26 protein-coding genes are annotated in these 24,580 nt (G+C 50.5%); all 26 read left to right on the top strand.

The window, feature by feature from the left end; genetic code table 11:
• Nucleotides 1-123: 123 nt before the first annotated feature.
• The gene (locus MRBLPE1_RS27325) at nucleotides 124-357 is read left to right on the top strand and encodes an AtpZ/AtpI family protein (protein ID WP_308995260.1); all 234 of its coding nucleotides are present in this window, start codon (nucleotides 124-126) and stop codon (nucleotides 355-357) included.
• On the top strand, nucleotides 350-718 hold the full coding sequence (locus tag MRBLPE1_RS27320; protein ID WP_364151835.1) for an ATP synthase subunit I: 369 nt from the start codon (nucleotides 350-352) through the stop codon (nucleotides 716-718). Before MRBLPE1_RS27325 ends, MRBLPE1_RS27320 begins: the two co-directional genes overlap by 8 nt.
• 22 nt (nucleotides 719-740) lie before the next feature.
• Nucleotides 741-1,499 (top strand): F0F1 ATP synthase subunit A, encoded by a 759-nt coding sequence (gene atpB / locus MRBLPE1_RS27315; RefSeq protein WP_364151832.1) that lies wholly within the window; start codon nucleotides 741-743, stop codon nucleotides 1,497-1,499.
• Between the two features lie 87 nt (nucleotides 1,500-1,586).
• Nucleotides 1,587-1,802 carry a F0F1 ATP synthase subunit C gene (atpE, locus tag MRBLPE1_RS27310; protein WP_053373757.1) on the top strand — a complete coding sequence of 72 codons (216 nt, stop codon included), beginning with the start codon at nucleotides 1,587-1,589 and terminating at the stop codon, nucleotides 1,800-1,802.
• 85 nt (nucleotides 1,803-1,887) lie between these two features.
• Nucleotides 1,888-2,370, top strand: a complete 483-nt coding sequence (gene atpF / locus MRBLPE1_RS27305; protein WP_364151829.1) for a F0F1 ATP synthase subunit B — start codon at nucleotides 1,888-1,890, stop codon at nucleotides 2,368-2,370.
• Nucleotides 2,367-2,906 (top strand): F0F1 ATP synthase subunit delta, encoded by a 540-nt coding sequence (locus tag MRBLPE1_RS27300; protein WP_364151827.1) that lies wholly within the window; start codon nucleotides 2,367-2,369, stop codon nucleotides 2,904-2,906. The genes atpF and MRBLPE1_RS27300 overlap by 4 nt, the downstream gene beginning before the upstream one ends.
• 25 nt (nucleotides 2,907-2,931) lie before the next feature.
• Nucleotides 2,932-4,446 (top strand): F0F1 ATP synthase subunit alpha, encoded by a 1,515-nt coding sequence (atpA, locus tag MRBLPE1_RS27295; RefSeq protein ID WP_308995255.1) that lies wholly within the window; start codon nucleotides 2,932-2,934, stop codon nucleotides 4,444-4,446.
• A 156-nt stretch (nucleotides 4,447-4,602) separates the two neighbouring features.
• Nucleotides 4,603-5,463 (top strand): ATP synthase F1 subunit gamma, encoded by an 861-nt coding sequence (gene atpG / locus MRBLPE1_RS27290; RefSeq protein WP_364151825.1) that lies wholly within the window; start codon nucleotides 4,603-4,605, stop codon nucleotides 5,461-5,463.
• A gap of 78 nt (nucleotides 5,464-5,541) precedes the next feature.
• Entirely contained in the window at nucleotides 5,542-6,945 is a 1,404-nt protein-coding gene (gene atpD, locus MRBLPE1_RS27285) for a F0F1 ATP synthase subunit beta (RefSeq protein ID WP_364151822.1), read from the top strand.
• A gap of 24 nt (nucleotides 6,946-6,969) precedes the next feature.
• Complete coding sequence (locus MRBLPE1_RS27280) at nucleotides 6,970-7,371, top strand: F0F1 ATP synthase subunit epsilon (protein WP_308995252.1); 402 nt, start codon at nucleotides 6,970-6,972, stop codon at nucleotides 7,369-7,371.
• Between the two features lie 302 nt (nucleotides 7,372-7,673).
• Entirely contained in the window at nucleotides 7,674-9,896 is a 2,223-nt protein-coding gene (locus MRBLPE1_RS27275; protein WP_364151818.1) for a methyl-accepting chemotaxis protein, read from the top strand.
• Nucleotides 9,897-10,069: 173 nt separating this feature from the next.
• Nucleotides 10,070-11,683, top strand: a complete 1,614-nt coding sequence (locus MRBLPE1_RS27270) for a spore germination protein (RefSeq protein ID WP_364151815.1) — start codon at nucleotides 10,070-10,072, stop codon at nucleotides 11,681-11,683.
• Entirely contained in the window at nucleotides 11,680-12,930 is a 1,251-nt protein-coding gene (locus MRBLPE1_RS27265; protein WP_364151812.1) for a Ger(x)C family spore germination protein, read from the top strand. Before MRBLPE1_RS27270 ends, MRBLPE1_RS27265 begins: the two co-directional genes overlap by 4 nt.
• A 9-nt stretch (nucleotides 12,931-12,939) precedes the next feature.
• A complete protein-coding gene (locus MRBLPE1_RS27260; protein ID WP_364151809.1) occupies nucleotides 12,940-13,191 on the top strand; it encodes a hypothetical protein in 252 nt (83 codons plus the stop codon).
• A complete protein-coding gene (locus MRBLPE1_RS27255) occupies nucleotides 13,188-14,411 on the top strand; it encodes a GerAB/ArcD/ProY family transporter (RefSeq protein ID WP_364151807.1) in 1,224 nt (407 codons plus the stop codon). The genes MRBLPE1_RS27260 and MRBLPE1_RS27255 overlap by 4 nt, the downstream gene beginning before the upstream one ends.
• A gap of 99 nt (nucleotides 14,412-14,510) precedes the next feature.
• Nucleotides 14,511-14,882 (top strand): NADH-quinone oxidoreductase subunit A, encoded by a 372-nt coding sequence (locus MRBLPE1_RS27250; RefSeq protein WP_364151804.1) that lies wholly within the window; start codon nucleotides 14,511-14,513, stop codon nucleotides 14,880-14,882.
• Complete coding sequence (locus tag MRBLPE1_RS27245; protein WP_364151802.1) at nucleotides 14,867-15,385, top strand: NuoB/complex I 20 kDa subunit family protein; 519 nt, start codon at nucleotides 14,867-14,869, stop codon at nucleotides 15,383-15,385. The genes MRBLPE1_RS27250 and MRBLPE1_RS27245 overlap by 16 nt, the downstream gene beginning before the upstream one ends.
• A complete protein-coding gene (locus MRBLPE1_RS27240; RefSeq protein ID WP_364151799.1) occupies nucleotides 15,382-16,047 on the top strand; it encodes an NADH-quinone oxidoreductase subunit C in 666 nt (221 codons plus the stop codon). The genes MRBLPE1_RS27245 and MRBLPE1_RS27240 overlap by 4 nt, the downstream gene beginning before the upstream one ends.
• 7 nt (nucleotides 16,048-16,054) lie before the next feature.
• Nucleotides 16,055-17,155 (top strand): NADH-quinone oxidoreductase subunit D, encoded by a 1,101-nt coding sequence (locus MRBLPE1_RS27235; RefSeq protein ID WP_364151797.1) that lies wholly within the window; start codon nucleotides 16,055-16,057, stop codon nucleotides 17,153-17,155.
• Entirely contained in the window at nucleotides 17,155-18,171 is a 1,017-nt protein-coding gene (nuoH, locus tag MRBLPE1_RS27230; RefSeq protein WP_364152735.1) for an NADH-quinone oxidoreductase subunit NuoH, read from the top strand. The genes MRBLPE1_RS27235 and nuoH overlap by 1 nt, the downstream gene beginning before the upstream one ends.
• Nucleotides 18,172-18,187: 16 nt before the next feature.
• Nucleotides 18,188-18,637 (top strand): NADH-quinone oxidoreductase subunit NuoI, encoded by a 450-nt coding sequence (gene nuoI / locus MRBLPE1_RS27225; protein WP_364151794.1) that lies wholly within the window; start codon nucleotides 18,188-18,190, stop codon nucleotides 18,635-18,637.
• Nucleotides 18,638-19,153: an NADH-quinone oxidoreductase subunit J gene (locus MRBLPE1_RS27220; RefSeq protein ID WP_364151791.1), complete on the top strand. Its 516-nt coding sequence runs from the start codon at nucleotides 18,638-18,640 to the stop codon at nucleotides 19,151-19,153.
• Between the two features lie 4 nt (nucleotides 19,154-19,157).
• The gene (gene nuoK, locus MRBLPE1_RS27215) at nucleotides 19,158-19,460 is read left to right on the top strand and encodes an NADH-quinone oxidoreductase subunit NuoK (protein WP_414698929.1); all 303 of its coding nucleotides are present in this window, start codon (nucleotides 19,158-19,160) and stop codon (nucleotides 19,458-19,460) included.
• Between the two features lie 8 nt (nucleotides 19,461-19,468).
• Entirely contained in the window at nucleotides 19,469-21,340 is a 1,872-nt protein-coding gene (gene nuoL / locus MRBLPE1_RS27210; protein ID WP_364151788.1) for an NADH-quinone oxidoreductase subunit L, read from the top strand.
• A 2-nt stretch (nucleotides 21,341-21,342) separates the two neighbouring features.
• Entirely contained in the window at nucleotides 21,343-22,971 is a 1,629-nt protein-coding gene (locus tag MRBLPE1_RS27205) for a complex I subunit 4 family protein (RefSeq protein WP_364152730.1), read from the top strand.
• A gap of 3 nt (nucleotides 22,972-22,974) precedes the next feature.
• Complete coding sequence (locus MRBLPE1_RS27200; RefSeq protein WP_364151785.1) at nucleotides 22,975-24,525, top strand: NADH-quinone oxidoreductase subunit N; 1,551 nt, start codon at nucleotides 22,975-22,977, stop codon at nucleotides 24,523-24,525.
• Nucleotides 24,526-24,580 lie beyond the last annotated feature (55 nt).

The following is a 24,580-nucleotide window of genomic DNA, read 5'->3' as shown; positions in this document are numbered from 1 at the left end:
GTCATAATACCTTATGTATCAAGGGTTTTGGACGTTCTGTTCACCAAAAGTTTGCAGTTAATTCAATTGACAAACGTGTCACGGCTTGGATAAAATAAATGAGGATTGACAGGGGTATGAGCCATGAATAAAAAGGACAGAAGGGACAATCCGCTGTTTGCCGCCGGACTCGTTGGCGCACTCGGAGTGCAAGTCGCTGTATGTATCTTTTTAGGCTATTGGATCGGCTCGTCGCTCGGGAACCGTTTTGGGGATCCGAAGGCATGGTCGCTCGGTGGCATACTGGTCGGTCTGGCTGTCGGACTACTCTCAGCCATTCTGCTCGTTAAGAAGGTTATGGAGGAAGCCGATGGATAAAATAATGAAGACAGCAATACGTACGCTTGTTTATGCAATGGCAGTGTGCCTAATTGTATGGGCGTTCCTTCCGGAATGGCGTACGGTGTCTCTCGGCCTTCTTGTGGGATTGGCAGCAAGTTCCATGAATGCGTTTTTACTAAAACGCAGAGTAGAAATGGTCACCCTAGGAGCAGCAGGGGTCGGACCGCGCAAGAGAGGTCTTGGTCTTGGAAACCGTATCGCAACAGTGTTGTTGGTTGCCATGATCGCCTATCGTTTTCCGGAGGACCTGAACATGCCGGCAGCTTTAGCTGGCTGTATGGTCATGCCGTTTGTTCTATTGGTAGCAGCGTATATCCACAATAAACGACAATCTTAGCGGAAAGGGGTGAAAATTTTAGATGCATGAATTTCCCATATGGCAGCTCGGGCCGCTTCAAATCGACATTTCGAGCTTCATTGCCATTACGGTTTCAGTTATTGTAACGTTTTTGATCGCGAAGCTGGCTGTTCGCAACCTTTCTGTGGACAACCCTTCAAAGTTCCAAAACTTTTTGGAATGGGTTGTCGATTTCGTACACAACTTTATCTCTAGCACGATGCCTTTAAATCGTGTAAAGCCTTTCTTGTCTTTAGGGATGACGCTCATTATGTTTATCTTCATCTCCAACTTGCTCGGACTGCCTTTCGGTATCGTGACTGAAACTCATCATGCTTACGAATCGTTCGGTATCACGGAGGAGCTGTTGGAAGATAAAGGCGGACATGTCGAAATCGCTTGGTGGAAATCGCCAACTGCTGATATCTCGGTAACGGCAGGTCTAGCGCTAATCGTATTCGTGATCGTCCATTTCCTTGGTTTGAGATTGAATACGAAGCACTATCTGAAGCATTACTTCCATCCGTTTCCGGTTTTCTTCCCTGTTAACGTGATCGAGACGATCTCTAAGCCGGTAACGCTGGCGCTGCGGTTGTTCGCGAACATTTACGCGGGCGAGGTGCTTATCGCAACAATCTTGATGATGGGATGGGTGGGAACGCCTTTTCTTGTCGCATGGCAGGGCTTCAGTCTTTTCGTCGGCGGTATCCAAGCTTTCTTGTTTACGATTCTTACGATGGTGTATATCTCGCAAGCAGCTATCCACGATGAAGAACATTAATATCCGCTTTATGCCTCGGAGTGATTTTTAAGGACTGAGGTTGGCTATACAAAATAAAAACAACAATATTCGAGGAGGATTTTAAAAATGGAATTATTAGCAGCAGCTTTGGCAGTAGGTTTGGGCGCAGTTGGCGCGGGCGTAGGTAACGGTATGATCGTTAGTAAAACAGTTGAAGGTATCGCTCGTCAGCCTGAACTTCAAGGTAAATTGCAAACAACAATGTTTATCGGTGTAGGTATCGTCGAAGTTGTGCCTATCATCGGCGTAGTAATCGGTTTCTTGGCTTTCTTCCAAGCATAATAACTGATATTGGCGGGGAAGGCCTTAGCCCTCTTCGCCTTCGTTATGATTAAGACAATATTGCGTTGAGAAAGGAGTCGCTTCTATGTCATGGCATTGGGAATCAACAGTATATGCGATCATTGCCTTCGGGATATTATATTGGTTGCTAAGTAAATATGCATTCGGCCCGTTGTTCGGTGTAATGGAGAAGCGCAGACAGCTTGTGCTTGAACAAATGAACACAGCTGAAAGCAGCCGTAAAGCAGCCGAGCTGCAAATGGAAGAGCAGAAGATTGCACTCCAGCAAGCTCGCAAGGAAGCTTACGAAATTATTGAACAATCGAGAACGACAAGTTCGAAGCAGGCGGAAGAAATCGTTCAAACCGCGAAATCGGAAGCAACTCGTCTGAAAGACGATGCCCTCAAAGATATCGAAAGCGAGAAAAACAAAGCAATTGCAGCCCTTCGTACCGAGGTTGGCGGCATTTCCGTGAAAATCGCGTCGAAAATTATTGAGAAGCAAGTAGATGAGAAATCGCAAGAACAGCTGGTTGGTCAATATTTGAAAGAAGTTGGAAATAAATGAGCCGCGATGCAGCCGTAGCGAAGCGCTACGCTAAAGCATTGTTCGAGGTTGCTGAGAAGCAGCAGGTTGTTTCGGAGGTAGAGGAGCAGCTTAAGCTGGTCGTGCAAACTCTCGAGCAAGACGCTGACGTTCAAAAGTTCCTATCTCTTCCGAGCATTGATCCGGCAAGCAAGATTGCCGTTCTCAAAACAGCGTTCGGCGATCGCGTATCCGCACTTGTGATCAATACGCTGGAAATTCTTATTACCCGCAGACGTCAAGACGTCATTGCCGATGTATATGCGGCATACACGAAGGTTGCGGGAGAGTCGCTTGGTCAAGCGCATGCAACGGTTTATACCGCACATGCTTTGTCCGATGAAGAGCTTGTCGGAGTAGCGGCACAGTTCGGACAAATAACCGGCAAAACTATTATTGCACAGCAAATCGTAGAGCCAGCTTTGCTTGGAGGCGTACAAGTACGCATCGGCGACCGCCTATATGACGGCAGCTTGTCCGGCAAATTGGAACGTTTACAAAAATCGTTTAAAATCTAATGCACTGTAGATAGGGGTGAACGAATTGAGTATCAGACCTGATGAAATCAGCACGCTGATTAAACAACAGATCGAACAATATAAATCCGAAATTCAAGTCGTAGACGTCGGCACCGTAATCAATGTCGGTGACGGTATCGCCCGCGTACACGGTTTGGAAAATGCGATGCAGGGCGAATTGCTCGAATTCTCCAACGGTGTTGTCGGTATGGCTTTGAACTTGGAAGAAAGCAATGTCGGTGTCGTTATTCTTGGACCGTACACGGATATCCGTGAAGGCGATCAAGTAAAACGTACTGGCCGTATTATGGAAGTACCTGTCGGCGAAGAGCTTCTTGGCCGCGTAGTAAACCCGCTTGGTCAGCCGCTTGACGGCAAAGGACCAATCAACACGACTCAATTCCGTGCGATTGAATCTCCGGCACCAGGCGTTATCGACCGTAAATCGGTTCATGAACCAATGCAAACGGGAATTAAAGCAATCGACGCAATGGTACCGGTAGGCCGCGGACAACGTGAGCTTATCATCGGTGACCGTCAAACAGGTAAAACAGCGATTGCAATCGATGCAATCATTAACCAAAAAGGCAACGGCGTGAAATGTATTTACGTAGCTGTCGGCCAAAAACAATCCACTGTTGCAAACGTAGTTGAAACTCTTCGCCGCCACGGCGCTCTTGAGTACACAATCGTTGTAACGGCTGGCGCTTCCGAGCCTGCTCCATTGCTCTTCCTAGCTCCTTACGCGGGCTGCACAATGGGCGAGTACTTCATGTACAAAGGCGAGCACGTTCTTGTTATCTATGATGATCTATCGAAACAAGCAGCAGCTTACCGTGAGCTTTCACTCTTGCTTCGCCGTCCACCGGGTCGTGAAGCATACCCAGGGGATGTATTCTACCTTCACTCCCGTTTGCTTGAGCGCGCAGCTAAGCTTAGCGACGCTAGAGGTGGCGGTTCAATGACGGCACTGCCATTCATTGAGACGCAGGCATCAGACGTTTCGGCATACATTCCTACGAATGTTATCTCGATTACAGACGGTCAAATCTTCCTTGAAGCAGATCTATTCTACTCGGGTCAACGCCCAGCGGTTAACGTTGGTATCTCCGTATCCCGTGTAGGTGGTTCCGCTCAAATTAAAGCAATGAAAAAAGTAGCCGGTACGCTCCGTCTGGATCTTGCGGCTTACCGCGAGCTTCAAGCGTTCTCGCAATTCGGCTCTGATCTTGATAAATCTACACTAGCTCGCCTTAACCGCGGTGCCCGTACAATGGAAATTCTGAAACAAGACGTTAACCAACCGATGCCGGTTGAGAAGCAAGTTATCTCAATCTACTCCGCGGTTAAAGGCCACTTGGATGAAATTCCAGTATCGGATATCCTTCGCTTTGAGAAAGAGTTCCACGCGTACTTGGATTCGAACAGCCCGGAAATCGGCCAATCGATCCGCGATACGAAGGACATCGTTGCTGACAACGAGAAAGCTCTTGTTGATGCGATCAATAAATTCAAGAAAAGCTTTGCTGTATCAGCATAATCTAGCGTAAACAGCTGTCGCCACGTTTGTGGCGAAGCTTGTGCTGCGCTGTGAAATAGAAGTCAACGCCCGTTCATATGTCCGGGCTTAGACTGCTTACTCCACCAACACCAGGCTTTGGAGCAGGTCCAAAGCAATAAAGGCGGGTGAAACCAAATGGCAAAAGGTATGCGCGATATTAAGCGCGAGATCAAGAGTAAACAAAATACGAAGCAGATTACGAAAGCGATGGAGATGGTTGCCGCTTCCCGCTTAAGAAAAGCACAGGAAGCCGCGCAAGCAGCGCGTCCATACGCCGAGAAGCTGAAGGAAGTTGTAGCGAGCATCGCTGCCGGCACTAGAGATGTGAAACATCCTATGCTGGAGACACGTCCGGTGAAGAAAACGGGTTATCTCGTTATTACTTCGGACCGTGGTCTTGCAGGCGGCTACAATGCGAATATTCTTCGTAAAGTAACGCAAACGATTCGTGAGAACCATAAGTCAAGCGATGAGTACGTGTTGTTCGTTATCGGACGGAAGGGCCGCGATTATTTCCGCCGCCGCAACATGCCAATCGTTGAGGAAGTGACTGGCTTGCCAGACGCTCCTTCATTCGCTGACATTAAATCGGTTGCGTATTCCGCGGTACAGAAGTTTTCCGAAGGCGCGTATGACGAGCTTTATCTTTACTACAATGAATTCGTAAATGCGATTACTCAAGTACCGACAGCATTGCGTTTGCTGCCGCTTGAAGAAGTGGGCGGAAATGCAGCTGTTACATCGTATGAATACGAGCCATCACCAGAAGGCGTGCTTGAAGTGCTGCTGCCTAAATATGCGGAAACGCTCATTTACAGCGCGGTACTAGACGGTAAAGCGAGTGAGTTCGGCGCACGTATGACTGCCATGGGAAGCGCAACGAAAAATGCGACGAAGATCATCAACCAATTGACGCTTACTTACAATAGAGCGCGTCAAGCGGCAATTACCCAGGAAATTTCCGAAATCGTTGCAGGGGCAAATGCCCAATCTTAATATAGGCACTGCAAGGGCCGGACGCTTGCGATAAGCAGATCGGCGTGCAGTAACAAGAAGGAACCAGGAGGGAAAACCATGAAAAAAGGACATGTTGTATCCGTCATGGGTCCGGTCGTAGACTTAGAGTTCGAACGCGGCAATTTGCCGGAAATTTTGAACGCTGTCAAAATCGAGCAAAAGGGCGAAGCAGGCGGCATTGATATTAACTTGACGCTTGAAGTAGCCGTTCACCTCGGTGACAATAAGGTACGTGCCGTAGCTATGAGTACGACAGACGGTCTTGTACGCGGTATGATCGCAGTAGATACAGGCGCAGCAATCACCATTCCGGTTGGCGCACCAACACTTGGCCGTGTATTTAACGTACTTGGTCAACCAATCGACGAAGCGGGCGATGTTACATCACCAATTAACCTTCCGATTCACCGCGAAGCACCTGCTTTTGACCAACTTTCCACACAAGCGGAAATTCTTGAAACAGGCATTAAAGTAATCGACCTTCTCGCACCATACGCAAAAGGCGGTAAAATCGGCCTCTTCGGCGGCGCGGGCGTAGGTAAAACGGTTACGATCCAAGAGCTTATCAATAACATCGCGCAAGAGCACGGCGGTATCTCCGTATTCGCGGGTGTAGGTGAGCGTACTCGTGAAGGTAATGACCTTTACCACGAGATGAAAGACTCCGGCGTACTAAGCAAAACAGCGATGGTATTCGGACAAATGAACGAGCCGCCAGGCGCACGTCAACGCGTAGCTTTGACTGGTCTGACCATGGCTGAATATTTCCGCGACGAAGAAGGAAAAGACGTACTATTGTTCGTCGATAACATCTTCCGTTTCACGCAAGCAGGTTCCGAGGTTTCGGCCCTTCTAGGCCGTATGCCTTCCGCGGTAGGTTACCAGCCAACGCTGGCAACTGAAATGGGTCAGCTGCAAGAGCGTATCACGTCCACGAAAAAAGGTTCGGTTACTTCGATCCAAGCGATCTACGTACCTGCCGATGACTACACGGATCCGGCTCCTGCAACGACGTTTGCCCACTTGGACGCTACGACAAACTTGGAGCGTAAAATCTCCGAGATGGGTATCTTCCCAGCGGTTGATCCGCTCGCGTCGTCTTCGCGTATCCTAAGCCCATCCGTTTTGGGTGAAGAGCACTATAACGTAGCTCAAGGCGTTAAGAAAATTCTTCAACGCTACAAAGAGCTTCAAGATATTATCGCAATTCTAGGTATGGACGAGCTTAGCGAAGAAGATAAATTGACGGTGTCTCGCGCACGTAAAATTCAACTCTTCCTATCTCAGCCGTTCCACGTTGCTGAACCGTTCACAGGCATTAAAGGTAAATATGTACCTGTTAAAGAATCCGTTCGCAGCTTCAAAGAAATTCTCGATGGCAAACATGACGACCTTCCGGAAGAATCCTTCCGATATGTTGGTGTGATTGAAGAAGCCGTGGAGAAAGCCAAAACGCTTTAATAGCGAAAGGCGGGAGGAATCCACATGAGTTCGTTTTTGGTAGAGATCGTAACACCAGAGCGCAAGGTGTACGCAGAGACTGCGAATATGGTTAGCGTAACTGGCGTTGAAGGTGAGCTTGGCATATTGCCAAACCACATTCCGCTGGTAACGCCGCTTCGTATCGCGCCTGTCGTCATCAAACGCGATAATAATAAAGCAGATGTTATAGCGGTAAATGGAGGCTTTATCGAGGTACGCAAGGATAAGATCGTTATTCTTGCCGAGAGCGCGGAGCTTGCAACCGATATTAACATTGAACGGGCTGAAGCCGCTAAACAGCGTGCCCAGCAGCGTCTTGCGGCTAAGCAAGACCAGATTGATTTCCGCCGCGCGGAGCTTGCTTTGCAGCGTGCCATGAATCGTCTGAACGTAAAGCAGAAATAAGCATAACCAATTAAAGCATCATTCATGCCTTCAAGGCGTGAATGATGCTTTTTTTTATGTTTGGGCTTTGGGAGCCTAACTGCAGTAAGCATCTTTATTGAAATTAATGAATCTATTGATTATTAGACGCTAATCCATGTCAGGTTTTTGTTAATATTCGTGTTTTAGTCGGAAATCGATGATATATTCCTATGAATTTGAGCTGTTTCGACAAAAAGACTAATATTATGTATGAAATATCAAACATTATATGTTAATATAGTTAACATCAGAAATGACAGAGATAGCAGGGGGAGAGTCATATGTTTGATTGGTTAGGAATGAAGGTAGGATTTCCGCTCTGGGTTTCATGGCGTTTGAACAAGCAATTGAAAGCGGATGTCGAGCATAGCTTTGAAGGGATTGCAGAGACGCGCAAAGAGCTGCTTACCAACTGGGCGACGGATTATTGGACGCATTTAGACCGTTTGAGCGACGAAATGTCAGTACTGCTCAGTCAAAAGGAAGATCATTCTGCTTCTACCGTGCAGTCGCAAATAGAATCGCTATTCGCTAGAACATATGCGCGGGCAATAGACTTCACAGAGATTTTCTTTCTGGATGCGAAGCAATCCGTTGCCTACTCAACGTTCAGCGCGCATGTCGGCATGGCCTACCCGTCGGATAGTATTTTGCAGCCAGGGCTTGCATATACGAGGGAAGCGAGCAGGTTGCGAAGATGCCTATTCGGACCTTTCAGAGATCCGATTACGTTAAAGCTAGGGCCGCGCTCATCCTCCTTCCACGATAAAATGACATTATTGTTTATGGTCCCTATATCGGTGAATAACAGCTTGGCAGGGACTTTGTGCGGCCGTGTGCCAAATGATGTGTTGGGCGATTTGATTCAACGGGAATCGGGCCACGTATACCCGGATTCCGGGGATAATTACATATTTATGGCTAAGGCCGGACTTAATACGCAAATTGCGCCGGGTACGGCACTTTCCCGGAGCCGCTTCGAGGATCGTACATTTACGCATGGAGAAAACCTTAAGGATGGGGTTACTACCGATTGGGGTACGGTTTCGATAAAGGAGCATACCGAACTGGAGATCGTATTTACCGATCCGGCGACAGGGGAGCTGCATACGGGCGTAGCGAATACGATCCGCAACGGCAGCAATTTGTTTGTAGAATTCCCGGGCTACTCGGATTATAGGCATATATCCGTTATTGGCAAAGGGGTAACCTTTCAGCTTCCGCATTGCCCGGATAAATGGGGGATGATGTGCGAGGGCGACCTGGAAGAGGTTTACCGGATCCGCAGTATCGGTTGGAGGCAGCGGAAGCTTCAGCTTATCTCCATTGCCAGTTTAAGCGTGACGACGGCGCTGCTTATAGTGTTCATTGCATCCAGTGCACCGATTTGGATGACCGCGGCGGCAGCGGGCATGTTTAATCTTTTATTCGGATTAATCTACAGCGGTGTCTTTCAGAAAAAGGAGTCCGAGCGGGTCGTGACCCATTTGCGCAAAATTAACAGCTTTATACGTTTGAATGCCGAAGGCAAAGGTGATTTGACCCAACGTCTCGCGCTTCAGGAGTTCGATAATGATGAATCAAAGGAATTAGCTAAATGGATCAATAATATGATTGATTCCTTGGAAGGCATCATGCTTCAGGTTAGGCTTGCTTCGGCAGACGTGTTATCCAGCCAGCTTGTGCTTAATGAGTCGGCGGCAGTGACGTCGGCATCAACGGAACGGGTCAGCGGGAAAGTAACGGATATGATCGGCAGCATTAGGCTGCAGCTAAAAGATATCGACATGGCCAAGGATGCGGCTGGCGATATGAGGACGACGCTGAAGCAGATTGAAGAGCAGGCGGCGGAACAAATAGCGGCAGCCAAAAGCGAGGTTGACCGGATTGGGGACAAAATGCATCACATCTCTGCTAAGGTTGGTGAGACGAACAAGACCATTCATAAATTTATGGATACCGTTCAGGAAATTCAAAGCGTCCTGCATGTGATTGAGGAAATATCTGCACAAACGAATCTCTTGGCACTAAATGCCTCGATTGAGGCTGCCAGGGTTGGCGAGCAGGGCCGAGGTTTTGCGGTGGTCGCATCGGAAATCCGCAAGCTCGCGGATATGACCAAAAAATCGACCGAAGAGGTGCATGGCATTACCCGCCATATTTATGATGAGGCGAAGCAGGCCTACGCATCGATGGATGAGGGAACAAGAGTCGTCGAGGAAGGCAACCAGCTGGTTGCGGCAGCGGCCAGTACGCTTGCTAACGCGCACGCGGAGGATCTTCGCAAGACGAAGGTTGTCGACGAGGTTGTGCAGCTTATGGAGAAAATCGCTCTCGTAAGCCGAGAAAACCGCAAGGTATCCTCCGACGTAGAGAGCAAAGTGCAGGAGCTTATCGGCGAGATGACGAATGTACGTCAAACCTCGCAAAGCGTGGAGTCCATTACGACGCTGCTGCAGCAGCTGGTCGGACAATTTAAGCTGACGGAATCAAGAATCCGATAGGAAGAAAGAATGGAAGCCGCAGGAAACCGTGTAGAAACGGTCCTGCGGTTTTTTTTCGTGAAAAAGGTTCGGTGAAAGCGATAATAATCCAGCGGATGGGGCGGTGTACATAATTATGCCATGGAAGAGTTATCCTAAGACAGCGAGCGATATAACGGAAAGGAGAGGGGCATATGTACAAAGCTTATGTACGAGGCAAAGGCAAAGCGGGAAAAAAAACGGATAAAAGATCATCCCGTGCTGAAAAGCTTGAGAAAGAGCAGCTTGATCCCTATGCGGATAAGCCCCTTTCACTTTCTGTTGAACAAAATATGGCGATCATAAAAAAAGAGCTGGGCGAGAGCGAGGATATCATCTTCCGCGAACTGTCGCTTCCCGATCCTAACCATACGAAGATCGTTATTGTGTATGTGCAGGGAATGGTGGATGACGAACGATTGAATGAGTTTATCATCCAACCGATCCATAGAGAGCGATTTCCGCAGGACGAGCCTATCCAACCGGAGGAATTGCTAACGGTCATGAGGAGCGGACTGCTTTCCATAGGAGTCCTTACGGATATCAGCGATTGGAAGTTGTTATTCCAAAAGCTCTTTATGGGCTACAGCATCCTGCTTGTCGAGGGAACGGATCAAGCGCTTGCAGCCAATGTTATCGGCGGTGCGAGGAGAGGAATCGAAGAGCCGAAAACCGAAATGGCAATTCGGGGGCCGAGGGAAGGCTTTACGGAATCGATCCGGACGAACACGTCTATGATCCGCAGAAAAATCCGCAGCCCAAAGCTCTGGATGGAGCAATGGACGATCGGGGAAATTTCGCAAACGCCGGTTTGTATTATGTATATAAAAGGATTGGCGGACGAAAATGTGCTCGTGGATTTGCGTGAAAGGCTGGATGCCATACGTTTAGACGGGATCTTGGAATCCGGATATATCGAAGAGTTGATAACGGACCAGAAGTGGTCGCCATTTCCTACCGTGCTCAACAATGAACGGCCCGATGCGGTAGCAGGCAATCTGTTGGAAGGCCGCATTGCCATTTTGGTAGACGGAACGCCGTTCGTTCTTGTAGTGCCTGCCATATTGAATATGTTCTTTCAAGCGTCAGAAGACTATTATCAACGCTTTGATATTACTACCTTTTTGAGAATGCTTCGTTTTGTTTCTTTTTTGATTGCGCTGCTAATGCCGTCCGTTTATGTTGCTATTGTCGGCTACCATCAGGAAATGATCCCCACGCAGCTGCTCTTGAAGCTGGCCGCACAGCGTGAGGGCGTGCCTTTTCCCGCTTATTTGGAAGCCTTTATTATGGAATTCGTTTTTGAAATCCTGCGCGAAGCCGTTGTTCGCATGCCGAGCGCCGCAGGCAATACGATTTCCATTGTAGGAGGTTTGGTTATCGGGCAATCCGTCGTTGAAGCGGGCATCGTATCTCCGGCTGTCGTAATCGTCGTCTCGTTCACGGCAATCGCAAGCTTCGTATCGCCTACCTACAGCCTTGGCATTGCGGCGAGATTGCTGCGTTTTCTCCTGCTGCTGGCCGCATCGACGCTGGGCTTCTACGGCATTGGTTTAGTTGTACTCGTGCTTGTTTTACATCTGAGCAATATCAGGTCTTTTGGGATGCCGTATATCAAACCGTTCGCCCCGTTTTTTCTCAAGGATATGAAGGATACGCTCGTTCGGGCACCGCACTGGATGATGCGCGATCGTCCTGAATTGCTGGCAAGCAAAAACAAAACAAGACAGGACATCGAACTGGAGCCAAGGAAGGAGCCTGAGCAATGAGCCGCCTCCAACGCCATGAGAGACAAGCTTTCATCCTGCGAGCATGCCGTAAAGGAGTTCTCTTATGGACAGCATGCTTGCTGATTCTGCTGAGCGGCTGCTGGGATCTTCGGTATTTGGATAAGCTCGGTGTCGTTCTGGCTTTAGGAGTGGATGAAGATCCTAGCGGCAAACAGAAGCTGCAGCTGACGGTTCAGGTCGTGCTCCCGCAAAACGTAGCCGCTGAGAGCAAGGGCGGAATTGGGGGGACGGCGGTAACGACATTTACGGAGACCGGCGATACCCTGTTTGAAGCGATACGCAAGATGTCGGCCAAAACGTCGAGGAGACTTTTTTTCTCCCATACCCAAATGCTCGTTATTGGAGAGGGGATAGCCAAAAAGGGGATATTTCCGCTAATCGATTTAATCGAAAGAAACCCTGACATCAGAACGGATATCTCCGTTATCGTTACGCGCGGCGTAAAGGCGGAGCAGCTGCTGCAGTTAACGACGCAGATGGAGTCGATACCCATCAATCAGATTCATGAAATGGTGGAGGTTAACCAGGAAGCTTATGGACTGAACTACGTGGTTAAGATCAATGACTTGACCAAGCTGCACGGGCAAGGGAAACAGCAAGCCGTGCTTCCCTCTATGCGCATAGAGGGCGATCGTACGAAAGGGAACAAGAATGAAAATGTATCCAGCATACCGGCCGAAGCCATTCCTGTACTTTCTACGATGGCAATTTTTAACAATGGAAAGCTGGTTGATTACTTAAAGCCTAAGGAATCCAGAGGGCTGTCATGGCTGCAAAATAAAATGAAAAGCACTGTCATCAAGCTGGCATGCCCGGAATCAAAGGGGAATTTAATCGTAGAGGTGCATGGAGTAAACGTGAAATACAAGGTCAAAAAAGGCGAGAACGACATGCCGATTGTAAAGGTACATCTTAGGGTGACAGGGAGCATTCAAGAAATTATGTGCCCGAAGGTCAATGTGTTGGAAGAAAAGGTATTGAACCAGATCGGAATGATGGCGAGCGAGGTCGTGAAGAACGAGGTAGAGGACACGATCAATAAGCTTCAAAAAAAACTGCAAGCCGATGCGATGGGCTGGGGCAAAGAGGTATATTTGCAGCAGCCGGCCATTTGGAAGCGGATTGAAGGGGACTGGGCCTATCTGTTTCCCAAAGTGAAAAGCGAAGTCATATGCACTTTCTTAATTACAGGATCGGGTGGACGGGGCGAATCTATAGTGGAATGAGTGATCGGTATGATGGCATTAATTGGAGTATTACTGCTTGCCTCGATATCGGGAGCAGTGATTTGGAAACGAAACGGCGATAAGCTTCTTTTTCGCGAGAGAGGCTGGGCATTGGTTATTTTAACAATAGGTACGCTCTTAATCATAGCCCGGCTGTTCCATCTGCCAATTCCTAATCCTACGGATGCGATAAAAGCGTTAACCGGGCCGATCTACCGGCCGATTATAGCCTGGATAGAGGAGGATACGTTGAAGCGATGAGTAAATTTGCGGGCATGAACAATGCGGAAATCACATCCAGCCAATGCGCCAAACTTTTATTTTTATTTGCTCTTGGGAGTGCGGCGCTCATACTGCCGACTTCCGTCACGTCCATCGCCAAACAAGACGGCTGGCTGTCGATGCTGCTTGCCGGGCCGTTTAACTATTTGATTTTAATCGTATTCTTGAAGCTCTCGGACCGCTTTCCGAACCTGTCTTTGGCCCAGTATGCGGAACGGGTGCTGGGAGCATGGGCGGGCAAGGCGTTCTCCCTGCTCTATGTTTTGTTTTTTCTCCTGCTTAGCGCGCTGGTCCTGCGCAACATTTCTGATTTTATGAGCCTCTCGGTGCTGCCTCTCACGCCGGAGTGGTTCATTGACGGCACGTTTATGATTGTCGTTATTTACGGTGTCTACTTGGGCATCGAAACCATCGCGCGCACGGGAGAAATCTTGTTTGGCTGGGGGCTGTTCGTCATTGTGATTGTGACGGTCTCGTTATTCAATCAATTTGATTTCCATAACTTCGAACCGTTTTTGTATAATGGCTTGGAGCAGCCGATAAAGGGTTTGTATCCCATCTTGGGGTTTCCGATTGGGGAGTTTGTGTTTATCACGATGGTTTTTCCGCTGGTGAGAGAGCAGGACCGTAAGAAACTGAGAAAATCATTGAAGCTGTCGGCTGCGTTGATAACGATTGTGAGTGTATCGATTACCGTGTTTTTGGTCGGGGTTATGGGAGTGGATGAGGCAAGCCGCAGCCCGTTCGCCGTGTATGATATGGCCAAAAATATTAACATTGAAGAGATATTGGTGCGTGTGGAGATTTTGGTCGCCATGGTTTGGGTCGGCACCGTATTTATGAAGCTTGCGCTATGCGTTTATGTACTAACGGTTCTTACGGCTCAAATCCTGAATTTATCTACCTATCGGACATTGGCATTGCCGTATGCGTTTATTATCGTACCGCTCTCCTTTATCGTCTACCGCAACGTCGCCCATGCCCGGGTGTTTGCGATGGGGGTGTGGACGGTATACAGTCTCTTTCACGGCTTTTTATTGCCGTTCCTGCTGCTGGTAATCGCCGTCATTCGCAAAAAACGGGATAACGGCAGCGGCAAATTTCCCGAGATCATTCCGCAGGGAACGGATTCTGTCGAAAAAGAAAAAAAGCCGGAACAGCAGGCCGACAGGCCGGACAAGGAGCCCGCTTTGACGTAACTCCGTCATAGACGTCAGTGGAAGCATTTGTTATAATTGTGAGGAAAAATTGACAAGCGGCAACGGTCCGTACCTACCCCAATTGACGGAGGCGATCGTGTGGAAAACTACGCCAATAACTATGTCGTTGTGGCTGTTTTTATCGTTCTTGGCATTTTGCTCCCAGTCGTTGCATTGACTGCAGGAAGGCTGCTAAGACCGAATAAGCCGAATGAACTCAAGCAAACCACCTATGAAAGCGGGAATGAGCCCGTAGGTGAGGGACAGGTCCGTTTTAACATCCGCTATTACTTGTTTGCTTTAATGTTCGTCATCTTTGATGTGGAAACCGTTTTCTTATATCCGTGGGCCGTTGCATATAATAAGCTCGGCTTATTTGTGCTAGTTGAAATGGTCATTTTTGCGGGAATGCTTCTTATCGGTCTTCTATATGCCTGGAAAAAGAGGGTGCTGAAATGGAATTCAGTTTAGAGTCAATTTCAATAGAGGAACGCAAAGAGCTGGAGCGCAACGTATTTATGGGTACCTTGGAGCAGCTTAAAGCCTGGGCGAGAAGCAATTCATTATGGCCGCTTACCTTTGGTCTGGCTTGCTGCGCGATTGAAATGATGGGAACGGGCGCATCGCATTATGATCTCGACCGCTTCGGCGTCATGTTCCGCACCTCGCCGCGGCAATCCGACGTGATGATCGTAGCCGGTACCGTTACGAAAAAGATGGGCCCCCTGCTCAGAAGGCTGTACGATCAAATGCCTGAGCCGAAATGGGTGATTGCGATGGGCTCCTGCGCGACGGCTGGAGGTCCCTATATCAAATCTTATGCAGTCATAAAAGGCGTCGATCAGATCGTGCCCGTCGACGTGTATATACCGGGCTGTCCGCCTAACCCGGCGGCGCTGATCTACGGCATCAACAAGCTCCAGGAGAAGATCCGATATGAAGCGAAAACCGGGAAGCGGGTGACCGACCGATGAGCGAGGAACAGAACGGGGACGGCGCAAAGCCCGTTACGGATTCGCAACCGGCACCCCAGGCAGATGCGGAGCGGGAGGCCAAGCTGAAGGCAGCGGCCGAGGCGCGCGCCGCAAGGGCTGCAGCGAAGGAAAAGGCGGAAGCGGAGGCGGGAGAAGTCCAGCCGGAGCCGCCCAAGCCGCCGTCGCTGCGGCAGCCGGAGCTGGATGCAATGACAGCGCTGCTAAAGCGGGAGATTGCCGAGTCCGCGGTTGAGGATGCTTACGTGAACGAATTAAATGGCGACATGCCAATGATTATAATCAAAAATGACTACTGGCGGGAAGCCTCGCGGCTGTTAAAGGAGCACGAAGAGCTGCGGTTCAACTATTTGCGCAATGTGTCCGGCATCGATTACGAGACGCATATGGAAGTGGTCTATCATATGCTTTCGCTTGGCAGCAACAGAGAGGTAGCTATCAAGATCAAGAGTGACCGCGATTCGGCATCCGTATATTCAGCGACGCCGGTGTGGGCGACGGCGAATTGGAACGAGCGCGAAATTTATGACCTCCTGGGCGTCGATTTTCCCGGACACCCTGATTTGCGGCGGATTATGATGCCTGACGATTGGGTCGGCCATCCGCTGCGCAAGGATTACGAACCGTTAGATTCGGAGGTGTAGGCAGCCCTTGATCCGTACAGAAGAACTTCTCTTAAACGTAGGTCCGCAGCATCCTAGCACACACGGCGTATTTCGAATTATCGTTAAGCTCGATGGCGAAGTCATAACCGAGGCAACGCCAGTTATGGGCTATTTGCACCGGGGGACGGAGAAGATCGCGGAAAATTTAAATTTCACGCAAATCATTCCTTACACGGATCGAATGGATTACGTCTCTGCCATGACGAACAACTATGTGCTCGTGCACGCGGTGGAGACCATGATGGGCCTTGAGGTGCCGCAGCGGGCGGAGTATTTGCGGCTTGTGGTCATGGAGATGCAGCGGGTAGCAAGCCATCTGGTCTGGTGGGGAACCTATCTGCTTGATATCGGAGCGATGAGCCCCTTTTTGTACGCATTCCGCGATCGGGAAATGATTATTGATCTATTCAATGAGCTGTGCGGAGCAAGATTAACCTATAATTATATGAGAGTGGGCGGCGTGAAATGGGATGCGCCGCCCGGCTGGCTCGATAAGGTGCGCGAGTTTGTTCCTTATATGGAGAGCAAGCTGCAGGAATACGATAAGCTTGTCAGCGGCAATGAAATCTTCTTGGCCCGAATCAAGGGCGTTGGAAAGTATGATGCCGCAACGGCAATCGATTATGGACTAACGGGAGCCAATTTGAGATGTACCGGAGTCGACTTCGATGTGCGCAAGGCCGAGCCTTACAGCCTGTACAGCCAATTTGAATTCGACGTGCCGCTTGGCAAGGAGGGCGATTGCTATGACCGTTATCGCATTCGTATGGAGGAAATCCGCCAAAGCCTGCGTATTTTGAAACAAGCGCTTGCGATGTTCCCAAGCGGAGGAGATACGATGGGGAAGGTGCCGCGCGTACTTCGACCGCCTGCCGGAGAGGTCTACGTCCGCATTGAATCACCGCGCGGCGAAATCGGCTGCCACATCGTATCCAAGGGTAAAGCGGAGCCGTACAGACTCAAGTTCAGGCGGCCTTCCTTCGTTAATTTGCAAATACTGCCGAAGCTGCTGGTTGGAGAAACGATGACAAACCTCATTACGATACTGGGCGGCATTGACATTGTCGTCGGGGAGGTCGATTGTTGATGCAGTCTTGGCTTAACCAGTCGCTCACCTGGGGCAATGCGCTTGTGCTGTTTCTATGGGCGGTTGTATTCCTTTTTGTCGTGCTCGGTTTCGTTACGTATGCCATTTACTTCGAACGCAAGGTAATCGGATGGATGCAGCTTCGTATCGGACCCAACCGGGTTGGACCGTTTGGCTTGCTGCAGACGGTGGCGGATATTTTCAAGCTGCTCATTAAGGAAGATACGATTCCGCGCAAGGCTGACCGCATACTGTTCATTTTAGCGCCCGCGCTCGCGTACATCCCTGCGTTCTCCGTGCTGGCGGTTCTGCCGTATACGCAAAATCTTTATTTTGCGGATTTGAATGTCGGGCTGCTCTACTATGTAGCTTTATCCGGGATCTCGACGCTTGCCATCGTTCTCGGCGGCTGGGCTTCCAATAACAAGTACGCCCTGCTCGGGGGTATGCGCTCGGCGGCGCAGATGATAAGCTATGAGGTACCGCTTGTGATTTCGGTGGTTGGCGTCATTCTGCTCAGCGGCAGCTTGAATTTAAGGGATATTGTAGCTGCGCAGGACGGGGGCTGGTTCTGGGATTGGAATTTCCTCCCGCAAATCATCGGTTTCGTTATCTTCATCATTGCGGCGGTCTCGGAGCTCAACCGCACGCCCTTCGATTTGCCGGAGGCGGAATCGGAGCTTGTTGCGGGTTACCACGTCGAATACAGCGGTTTCCGCTTCGCTTTCTTTATGCTCTCGGAATATGTTTACGTTTATGCGATTGCTGCCCTTACGACGGTGCTGTTTCTTGGCGGCTGGCATGCGCCGGCGCCTTTTCTTGATTTTGTGCCGGGAATCATCTGGTTTTTGCTGAAGTTTGCTTTTATTGTGTTTTTCCTGTTTTGGATCCGCGCGACGATGCCCCGAATTCGCGTAGACCAGCTGATGGGACTCGGCTGGAAGGTGCTGCTGCCCGTTTCGCTGCTTAACGTATTTCTCACGGCCGTATATTTGGAATTGTTTATTAAGAACTAGCAAAGGGGAGAAGGAAATGAAAGGAATGCTGCAAGGACTGGGCGTAACGCTCAAATCGATGACGGCTCCAAAAGTGACCACTTCCTATCCTGACGTGCCCTTTGTCATGCCGGATCGGTTCCGTGGCATTCAGCATTTTATTCCGGATTTGTGCATCGTCTGCAATCAATGCGCGCGCATTTGCCCGACGGATTGCATTACGCTGACAGGCAAACCGAATCCGGATCCGGACAAAAAAGGCAAGGTCATCGACACGTTTGATATTAACTTTGAAATTTGCATCCTATGCGACCTCTGTACGGAGGTTTGTCCGACGGAAGCGATCGTCATGTCGAATCATTTTGAACTGGCGACGTTCAGCCGCGATGATCTGTTTAAGGACGCGCAATGGCTGACCGACAATAATACGCTTACCCGGCAGGATAATAACAATATCGGAGCGCCGGCCAAAGGGGGCGCGAAATAGTTGTTCAATATTGCATTCACGGGCGAGTTCGTCGCTTTTTTTATCTTTTCGGCGATCATGATTTGCGGCGCTGTTCTTATGATCACGCTGGAGAAGGTCGTTCATATGGTCATCTCTATGGCAGCCGTATTTCTGGGCTTAGCGGGAATGTTCGTGCTGCTTGATGCAGAGTTCGTCGCGTTCGTACAGGTTCTGATCTATGCCGGCGCGGTTTCGATCCTGATGATCTTCGGCATTATGATGACGAAGCATCAGCCCGGGGTACGGGAGCCTGCGAAGCCGCTGCATGAGACGCTGGCTGCAATCGGTGCGCTGAGCTTGTTCGGCGTGCTGTTTTATGCGATTCGGTCGACGGAGTTGCCTGAGCCGCAGCCCTTTCGGCAAGCGGAAGATAATACGATGGCTATCGGAGAGCTTTTATATACGGGGTACGTCATTCCCTTTGAGCTTGTCTCCGTGCTGTTGACCGTTGCTTTTATCGGAGCCATCGTGCTCGCCAAGAAGGAGGCGGATTAAAGAGATGTTATCCTCCTATTTAACGCTGGCAGCGATTTTGTTTTGTATTGGGCTCTACGGCGCATTAGTAAAACGAAATGCGGTCGTCGTGCTGCTCTCGATTGAGCTTATGCTGGGCGCGGTCAACCTGAATCTGATCGCCTTTTCGAAATACGGCGTCGTTCCTTCCTTGACCGGCCAACTATTTTCGTTGTTTACGATTACGGTTGCCGCGGCAGAAGCGGCGATTGGAGTAGCTATATTGATTGCTTTGTTCCGGATGCGAGGGACAGTGAACGTCGACGAATTTGACAAAATGAGGAGGTAGCGCAGCGTATGGATAAATTCACACAAACGGCTTGGTTGATACCGCTGTTTCCGCTGGCAGCCTTCCTCGTTTTGACGGCGCTCGGCCGCAGCTACCGGCGGGCGGGCGTATTCATCGGCTCGTTAGGCACGTTTGCTGCTTTCGTGTTTTCGCTGTTGATTTTGGCAGACCGCTTGGGCGCCAATGAAGTGGACTATAATTATGCCTTCGATTGGATTTCGATTGGAGATTATACGCTTCGAATCGGGTTTGAGGTGACGAACCTGACGGCGCTTATGCTGGTGGTCGTCACGCTTGTCAGCTTTCTAGTGCAGCTGTATTCGGCGGGCTATATGAAGGACGACGAGCGGATATCCGTATTTTACGGCTATGTTTCCTTATTTACTTTTTCAATGCTGGGCTTGGTGCTGTCGGATAATTTATTGTCGCTTTATATTTTTTGGGAGTTGGTCGGCGTCTGCTCTTTCCTGCTGATCGGCTTTTGGTTTACGCTGCCCAAGGCGCGCGCAGCCGCCAAAAAAGCCTTTATCGTTACGCGCATCGGCGATGTCGGGCTGCTGCTGGCTATCCTGCTGCTGTTCTGGTATATGCCGGAGCATGCGCTTGATTTTACAACGATTCAAAGCGTGTTCGACGGTCAGTCGGGCGCGATTACAAACGGGATCACGACGCTAATCGCCCTGCTTATTTTTGTGGGCGCCATCGGGAAATCGGGGCAATTCCCGCTGCATGTATGGCTGCCTGACGCGATGGAAGGTCCGACGCCGATCAGTGCCTTGATCCACGCGGCGACTATGGTTGCCGCGGGCGTGTTTCTTATAGCGCGGACGTATGATATTTTTCAGGACTCCGCCGCTGCTATGGAAACGGTCGCTTACGTGGGCGGATTTACGGCCATCTTCGCGGCCGCGATCGCGCTGGGGCAAAATGACATCAAACGGATATTGGCGTACTCCACGGTAAGCCAGCTCGGCTATATGATGTTGGCGCTCGGTCTCGGCTCCTTAACGGGCGGGATCTTTCATTTGTTTACGCATGCTTTCTTTAAAGCGCTGCTGTTCCTGGGAGCCGGCAGCATCATCCATGCCGTACATACCCAGAATATTAACGAAATGGGCGGCCTGGGCTCGAAAATGCGCATAACGGCATGGTCTTTCGGTATCGGCGCTCTTGCGCTCTCCGGCATTCCGCCTTTATCCGGCTTTTGGTCGAAGGATTTGATATTGTCGGTCGCTTGGGAGACAAACCCGCTGTTGTTCGTCGTTGGTTTGGGAGCGGCCTTTTGTACGGCGCTATATATGTCACGGCTGTTTTTTCTCGTATTTATGGGCAAACCAAGCGTTGCGGCGTCAAAGGCTCACGAATCTCCTATTTCCATGACGCTGCCGCTGATTGTGTTAGCTGTCCTGGCTGCTGCAGCCGGGTTTATCGAGACGCCGTGGAACGGCTGGTTCGGGTCGTGGATTAACGATGGTCCTGAAGAGGCGCATGCCAGCGGCGCGGCAATCGTCGGTTCAATTGCCGTGGGACTTCTCGGAATTTATATCGGATGGCTCGTATACGGAAAAAAAAGCATCAGCAGTTCGGCCTTGCGGGAGAAAACGCCTTGGCTTGTCCGGCTGCTTGAGCGCGGCTTCTATATCGATGAGCTGTATGCAGCCGTGATCGTCAGGCCGCTGAAGCTGCTTGGCTCTGTTTTGCTGGCGTTTGATACCTATGTCATAGGCGGAATCGTCCGGCTGACAGGCACGGCGGTAAGCTCTGCCGGCCGAGCGGCAGCCCGCCTGCAGAACGGCCAGGCGCAAACCTACGGCCTAGCGGCCATTATCGGTTTTGTGGTTATTGCGGTTGCCATCGTCGGAAGGAGGTTCCTGCCGTGAGCATCCTGAATGATATTCCCATATTGTCGATTATTTTGCTGTCGCCGCTGTTAGGCGTGATCATCATGCTTTTGCTTCCGAAGCATAGGAGCAGCTGGATGAAGACAACAGTCGTCGTAACGACGCTCATTCCGCTGGTCCTGTCCTTTTGGCTGTACGCCAATTATGACAAGCAGCAGGGGGGCGCCGCGTTCGATGAGCAGCAAAGCTGGGTGCAGCTGCCGCTGAACAAGGAAACGCAGCAACCCGGCGTTTCGGAATTTATGTTTTCGTTCCAATATGAGCTTGGCGTAGACGGATTGTCGCTTCCTCTCCTGCTGCTGACGACGCTGGTATCGGCCATGGCATCGCTGGCTGCCATCCAAGTCAAAAAAAGATGGAAATCGTTTTTCATTTGGTTTCTATTGCTGGAGACGGGCATGCTTGGGGTATTCCTCGCCCGCGATCTGTTCTTGTTTTTTGTGTTTTTCGAGATTACGCTCGTTGCGATGTATTTCTTAATCGGAATCTGGGGTTATTTCAACCGCGAGCGCGCGGCTAATCAATTTCTGATCTATAACGGGATTGGTTCAGCCGTCATGCTCGTCGCCTTTGTTATTCTTGTGAACACGGCAGGTTTCCACATAGACCAAGCCGGCGAACGGATTAGCTTTATTTATAGCGGCAGCTATACGGATATATTCCGCAATATGTCCGACCCGACGGCATGGATGAATCTTGCTCCCGAGCAGGTCGGCACGATTAATCCTTTCCTCATGACGGATACGATGCAGTGGACGCTGTTTGTCATGCTGCTGATTGCCTTCGGCATTAAGCTGCCGATCTTTCCGTTCCATACCTGGATGCTGAAGGTGCATACGGAGGCTCCTACCTCCATTGTCATGATCCATTCGGGGCTTTTGCTGAAAATGGGCGCATACGGCCTGCTCCGATTCGGGCTGCTGCTCTTCCCGGAGCAGGCACGCGCATTTGCGATACCGCTGGCGGTGCTGGGGGTTATCAATATTTTGTACGGGGCGCTGCTTGCTTTTAGACAAAAGGAGTTTAAACTCGTGCTCGCCTATTCCTCGATCAGCCACATGGGAATCGTCCTTCTCGGCTTTGCTGCCATGAATGAGATTGGGATGCAAGGCGCGGTATTTCAGCTTGTGTCGCATGGACTCGTGTCCGCGCTTCTTTTCTTAATCGTAGGCAGCATTTACGAGCGAACAGGCACGACGGAGCTTGGCGAGCTGGGAGGCTTGGCGCGCTCTATGCCATTTATAAGCGGCGTATTGCTGACGGCAGGGCTTGCTTCGATCGGCCTGCCGGGATTATCAGGCTTTATAGGCGAGTTTCTATCGCTGCTAGGGCTTTTTGAATCGCAGCGCTGGCTGACGGCGGCAGCGGCGCTTGGCATTATTTTGACCGCGGTTTACATGCTTCGGGCGGTATTGAAAATTACGTTCGGACCGCAGCGGGAGACCTTTGCCGCGCTGAAGGATGCAAGGCTCATCGAAGCGCTGCCGATGATCGTGCTGCTGGCGTTCATCCTGCTGCTCGGCTGCTTCCCATCCATCCTTACGGACACGGTGCAATACGGCATGGATGGCCTGTTCGACCAATTACTTGCAACAAGGGCGGGGGGATAGACCATGTACGAAGGCGTTTCATTTATACCACTGACATGGACGGATATGCTCTACCTTGCCCCGGAATTCGTGCTAACTGCTGTGTTTCTGCTGCTGGTCGTGCTGGATTTAATATTGCCGAAACGCGTAAGCAGGCTGACCATCGGCTGGTTGACGCTGGCGGGAGTGCTTGCCTCGCTGACGCTCGTGGCGCTTCGGATGCTGGATATGAACCAGGGAGGCGCATCGGCTGAGGCGATTAAGCTGCTGAGCAACAGCTACCGCATCGATGACTTCTCCAGCTTGCTCAAGATCGTATTTTTGACGGGCACTGCGCTGATCGTCCTGCTTGCGCTCGGATCGGTGCGGGATGACGAGGCGATAACGGATCGGTCCGAATATTTTTATCTGCTGCTCCCGGCGCTTATCGGGGCAATGATGATGGCCTCGTCGGGAAACTTGGTGACGCTGTACATCGGGCTGGAGCTGCTTAGCTTAACGAGCTACGTCCTGGTCGGGATTCGGAAAAAATCGTCGTTATCCGCGGAAGCTGCATTTAAGTATGTGGTAACGGGGGGGATTTCGTCCGCGATGGTTTTGTTCGGCATGTCGTATCTTTACGGCATCACGGGTTCCGTTGATCTTGGGGCCATCGCAGAGGAGCTGCCGCGCGCAATCATTGATTATAAAGCGTTTGTGTATGTAGGCTTCCTCTTTATGATTGCGGGCTTCGGCATAAAGGTCGCGGCTGCCCCCTTTCATGCCTGGACGCCTGACGTGTATCAGGGAGCGCCTTCGCCGGTTTCCGCTTTTTTGGCGGTTATCGCCAAGGGAGCAGCGCTTGCGGCTGTTTTTAGAATTATGTTTAGCACGGTATTAGTTGCGAACGGCGAAGACGCGAATGTGTCCAAGGATCTCTTCCTAATGCTTCTGGTGCTGGCCGCAGCCGCGATGCTTGTCGGAACCACGGCGGCGCTTAGGCAAAAAAACGTGAAACGCCTGCTCGCCTTGTCGGGCGTCGCTAATGCGGGCTATATGCTCGTGCCGATCGGCATTTCCATCACGGTAGTGCACAGCAGCAATTTCTCGGAATTCGTCTATTATTTGGCAGCCTACCTGTTTATGACGATTGGGGCGTTCGCTGTACTTACGGTCGTCAGCCGCTCTTCCGGCAATGAGGAGATGAGGAGCTTCGCGGGTATGTATTACCGAGCCCCTTGGACGGCCGCGGCTATGGTTATTTTCATCTTGTCGTTGTCAGGACTCCCGATAACGGGGGGGTTTTTCGGAAAGCTGTTTATTTTGCTGGGCGCTGCAAGTGCCAAGGCCTACTGGCTGGCGGCCATAATGGTAGCCAGCAGCGTGATCTCCTACTATTTCTACTTCAGCTTAGTGCGCCAAATGTTTATGCGGAGCGGGAACGAGGATGACGGTCTTCGCTTGCCTGGCGAAACCGGAGCGGTCATTTGGATATGTGCCGCGGCGACGATAGCGCTTGGTATTTTCCCTGGACCGTTAATGGAATGGATCAACGCGGTATTCTCGCTTAAAGGCGACTTACTGATAGGCGGTTAATAGAGCGGGCAACGGAGAAATTCCTTGCCACCGGCATCAAACCGAAGTGGGGCTG

Origin of the sequence: Paenibacillus sp. LPE1-1-1.1, assembly GCF_040676435.1 — a bacterium.
Classification (GTDB): Bacteria; Bacillota; Bacilli; order Paenibacillales; family Paenibacillaceae; genus Pristimantibacillus.
The sequence above is the reverse complement of the archived record's forward strand: the minus strand, read 5'-3'. Positions and strand labels throughout refer to the sequence as shown.